The following is a 4,902-nucleotide window of genomic DNA, read 5'->3' on the forward strand; positions in this document are numbered from 1 at the left end:
TCCTCTGCCCGTTTCTCAGCGTAGGAAATGAGTTTGTTGGCTACTTTTGTATTGCCGAGTTGAATTGTTGCCATATCTGATTCAACTCCTTTTGAATGTTTTCTAGTTCTTCTTTCGGAACAGATTTGCCCTCATTTGCGTGTTTGGTCATCTGGTTTACGTTGTTCCCGATGGCACGCAATTGACGGGCAATCTCAAATGCGCCCTCTCGATCGATCTTCGGTGGTCGCATTCTCGATCCTTGTGCCTGCTTTTTGACATAAGCCGGCACACTCATTTGAAAACTTTCTGCTATCTCAGAAAGTTTCTCAAATTCGTATTCACTCACTCGAAAATTGACCTGTCGGTTCTCTTTTCGGTTCGCCTTCATAACAACCGCCCCCTCTGAATACGTACGAATTATGCCTCGAAAGATGGACGAGTAAAATCCTTTTACTCGTCCATCTTATTCGATTCACAGAGGGGTTGGCAAGCTTCGTATTTGCTAGCCACTTTGTGTCGCACATACAGCTTGTCGGGGGTTTCCCCGAGCCCCTTTCTTCGGAAAAAAAATAGAAATTTAATATGATGCATTTTTTCTCTTACGAAAAATGTTATATTTTTCATATATTTAAGAGAGAGGTGTGTTTTTTTGGAAAGTACGTTTACTTTACTTAATGCTGTATTTTATTTAATTACCATTCTGATTTTATTTAACGTTCTTTATTTAGTATTTTTAAAAGCAAAAATATCTGGATCGATATACATTGCGTTTAATTCACTAGTTCTGGCAGCAATAGTAGTGATTCTATTATTCAATTCAGGTTATTTAACTGATGAATTAAATTTATCTGGAAGTAGTGTTCCTTTTTATACAACTATAATTAGCGGGATATTAGCAATTGTATCCATTCCGTTGTCCTTAAAAAACAAATAAAAAAAGCGACTGAATTGATCAGTCGCTTTTTTTATTTGTTTTTATTTAGGGTTACAAGCCTTAGCCATTGTTGCAGGTAGACTAGTAGTAGTTCTGTGTGGTTCTAAATTCCAAGGAGTTTTTGCTTTTCCAGCACCAAGAACATGACAATGGAATTGGGCGCTCATGGCACTTGTATTCTTCCATTTTGAACTACTTGACCATTTAGCTTTTAAAAGTGAAAATGCATGACCTGCATGTGCCATTTTTATGTTGCCATTAGAAGTGATTAAGGGTGATTTTTTATCTGGATGTATGCTCAAAGAAACAACACCATCACGCGTAATCCAAGAAACTGAGTCGAAGTAATCTGAATATTTATAAGAATCTAATGAACCCGCAGCATATGTTGGACTACCCAATCCGCCGACTAAAAATCCTAGTAAAGCTAAACATGCAATAACCTTTTTTAATGCAGACATTCCAAATACCCCCAAAATTAATTTTTATGCCACCAAAATATAGTATAATAATTAAGGATAAGCAAGTTATCTTGGAATAAAGAGCCTTTTTTGAAAAAAAGAAGTTTTTAATAGCTAATTAAATTATATTTTTTTCATAAATCTTCTATTGGATATAGAATGTTTAAATTTCATATAGTAAATCATTCGAGGGATTTAAAGAATAAAAGAGTAAAATAAGGTGTTGTCAGAAAAAAAATAGAAGAGTAAAATAAGCAGTAACAAATTACGGACGAAAACACAAAAAACGCCACTTCTCCTATCTACTTGTCGCCAAACGAGTAGATGATCAACGAAGTGACGCTTTTGAATAGCGAGTGCACGAACACTCGTTATTGAATCGTTGAAGACACACAACACGTGGCTTCAACTAAGATGAACTTATCATACTAAGTAAACCTGAAACATTCAAGGTTTTAGTACAGAAAAAGGACATCATTCAGTAGCGAGTTTAAGAAACTTGCTACTGAATGATGTCCTTTTTGTTTTGCTTTACATAAAAAGAGGTTTGCACTCGCTCTTCAAACGAGTAGGTTCATCTAGCCGACGCAGTAAAATAGATCGGTCATCACCGCAGTTCCAGTAGGTGATGCGACGTTAGCAGGGGAAGGACGTAAAGCCCTGTACATAGCCTAAGTCCTCATAAGGATATGGTAAAAATCGTTGAGAGGTTCAGACGGGGTCATATGGTACGAGACCGTAGGCAGTCCCACGACAAACGGTGGGGAATTTCCTAGTAGGCGGCTGTATGATTGCTGTGACACGACCTGATGTGGCTTCTGGCCACGTCAGAGTGGATTATATGACGAGTCGCCGAAAGGCAGCAAGGTAGGGCGTGGAAACGCCTTGTGTGCGCATTGATGCGCAGCGAGTCATATCGTGGGGGCGTGATTCCTCTGCAGTCTTGGAACGCCTAGACATACGGATACCTCGTCCTACACTGGACGCAGAAACGTTGGGCAGATTTAATCCTTTTATTTTCAAGGGGTTAGTCTGCCCATCCAGCCGTTTTCCTCGCCTTCCTACCGCAGTATGTACATGCTCTTCTAGTGCATCAAGTCTTTTTGAATAAAAAAAGGAAAAGAAAATGCCGAAAAGATGAAGATCAAGGACTGGAGAACATGTCGTGCGAGGAACGTTGAAGGAGGGAGCGAAGCGAGTCCATTCAATGTGACGCAGTACGCCAGCAAGCGAAGTGAAGGCGTAAACGCCGAAAACGAAGTGCGGTAGTTTTTTTAGGTCTTTATATCAATTACAGAAGGACTTAAAATTGTCAGAGTTAAAAAATGACTAAGACATATGGTTTTATTGTCTAGATGTTCAAATGGATGTAGGAGGAAAAAAAGAGTGAATAAGATGGATTATTATGAATGGGCCTATGAGAATTTGATGAAAGAAAAAAAGAGTCTGGATCGTAATATTTTCGTAGATGCATTACTCTATCAACTTGAAATGGATGAAGAGATCGAGAAAAGTGATCCATTGGTGATTAGTTGGTATCAAAAAGCGATTGCTGCCAAATCATTTTAAAAAGTGTAAAAAAGGTCATCGTTGCGTGAAATGACAATTCCTCGCAACGATGTCTCTGCAGCAGAGCCAAGCACGAAAAAAACGGTCGAAATCGACCGTTTTCACATACTATTTTTGCGATAATGAGTATATAGATTTAAAAATCAACACCAAATAATTTTAGTGCACCAAAAATGATGACAGCTGAGAGAACGAAGGAACTGGCATAAGCTAGTTGTTTTTTCATAATAAAACCCCCCTTCCAAATAGTGTTATTTTAAGTGTAACATCATTGTGCATAATACATAATAAGGAAAATGAAGTGTAGTTTTAAAAAATTCATTGCTACAGGTCTGTCTACTTGATCAGTTTTAACATTGATACTGAGTCAAAAAAATGATTTTTAAAATCACAAGAATTAAAAGTGAGGAGGAAAATTACTATACATAGAGAAACACCTCATTTTTGGTTTATGGTAACTCAACGTTGGCTAGCGAAGCAATGAAACGCACAAGAAGATAGATTGGCACGAGGAATATTGCTGTCATTAGTCCTTGTTTTGCCGCATCCAGCCATTCTGTCTTGATAATTTTCCATCTAACGCTCGAGATCTTGCTCGAAAGACTTGTTGTGATTTCGTTTAGCTGTTGTTCGTGCCTGCTCTTGAGACTGTTCATTTCTGTCTCGATCTTCTGCGTGTTGTCTTGGAGAATTTGCTTCAACTGGCTTTGTTGCGCGATGATGCTGCTGTTGGCCTTCTCGCTCGTTTGTTTGAGTTGATCGCTGATCAGTTTGTGGCTGCTGTTCAATTGATCGAGGTGTGTACTCTGTATGTTCTTCAGCTGATCGTGAAGGACTTGCTGGTTCTTGCTGAGTTGGCTCGAGTACGTTTCGATCAATGCCTGAAGTTGTCCGTTTATTTTGCTGGTATGCTCTTCGAGTTCCTTGCTTCGACTGTTCAAGCTTTCGGTTGAATTCTTCATAATCAAATGCGTCACTTCTTCGGTGTCCTTGCTGATCTGAACGAGGTTCTCGATTTCCTGTTGGAACGTCATCTCCTTCTGGACGACCTCCTGCAGGACGGTCGACAGATAGCCCTCGACGGCTCTCAGACGCATCAGAAGCTCCTGTTCGTTCTGAATCAACGGTGCTTGCGTCTGATGGAGTGGCGCTTCCTGTTTGTTCTCCACGTGATACTCCGGTGTATCCTCCGACCTCACCACGGTTTGTTCTTTCGCTTTCAATTGGTCTTTCAAACCCATCCTTGATGACCTCCCTCTCGTAATCTGCCCCTAGTTTGTTGTCTCGTACTCGTTTTTTATTCGCATGATCGTAATACGTCGTCGTGTTTCCCCGTTCTCGTACTTCAATCTGATGTTTTTCAAGCAGATAGCCCTTGAATGCTTCGTAGTCCGTCGTTTCTTGCTTCGCTTCCTCGATCTTCGTCCGGATCTCGTCCTTCCAAGAGTTCTTGCCCTTCTCGAGAAGGGCTTTCTCCGCCAATGTATAGCGAACCGGAGCGTCCTTTTTCACGATGACGGACAATCCTCGTTCCTGACAGAGACTATCGCTTTCCTCGCGAATCCGATGGAGGTCTTTCTTCGTGGACTGATACTTGCTGCCACTCTCGAAATTCACGGCATTGATGATGATGTGATTATGAATATGTTCCTTGTCCGTATGCGTGTAGATGACGGCTTCATGCCCTTTTGAAATGGCTCGAGCGAGTTCTTGCCCGATCTCGTTCGCTTGTTTGGCTGTCACTTCCCCTGGCTTAAAGGATTGAATGACATGATGGGCTTGAATTCCTTCGGGTTTGCCCCATAATTCTCTCGTCGCCTTCATCTGAGACTTGGCATACTCTGGTGGACAATCGACTCCTGATCGTTCCTCTGCCCGTTTCTCAGCGTAGGAAATGAGTTTGTTGGCTACTTTTGTATTGCCGAGTTGAATTGTTGCCATATCTGATTCAACTCC

The 4,902-nt window shown here is 40.8% G+C and carries 4 protein-coding genes; 1 reads left to right on the forward strand and 3 read right to left on the reverse strand.

The features are described from left to right. Positions 1-40: 40 nt before the first annotated feature. Entirely contained in the window at positions 41-370 is a 330-nt protein-coding gene (locus tag KNP98_RS15755; RefSeq protein WP_214812234.1) for a MobC family plasmid mobilization relaxosome protein, read from the reverse strand. 587 nt (positions 371-957) lie between these two features. Continuing rightward, positions 958-1,377, reverse strand: a complete 420-nt coding sequence (locus KNP98_RS15760) for a DUF2599 domain-containing protein (RefSeq protein ID WP_088838371.1) — start codon at positions 1,375-1,377, stop codon at positions 958-960. Between the two features lie 1,386 nt (positions 1,378-2,763). Between KNP98_RS15760 and KNP98_RS15765 the strand changes: the two genes are divergently transcribed. Continuing rightward, complete coding sequence (locus tag KNP98_RS15765; protein ID WP_214812238.1) at positions 2,764-2,946, forward strand: hypothetical protein; 183 nt, start codon at positions 2,764-2,766, stop codon at positions 2,944-2,946. 576 nt (positions 2,947-3,522) lie between these two features. Here KNP98_RS15765 and KNP98_RS15770 read toward each other — a convergent pair. Continuing rightward, positions 3,523-4,902 (reverse strand): relaxase/mobilization nuclease domain-containing protein (locus KNP98_RS15770; RefSeq protein ID WP_214812241.1); only part of this gene is annotated, 1,380 nt, incomplete at its 5' end.

It is taken from the genome of Exiguobacterium sp. s127, assembly GCF_018618695.1.
Lineage (GTDB): Bacteria > Bacillota > Bacilli > Exiguobacteriales > Exiguobacteriaceae > Exiguobacterium_A > Exiguobacterium_A oxidotolerans.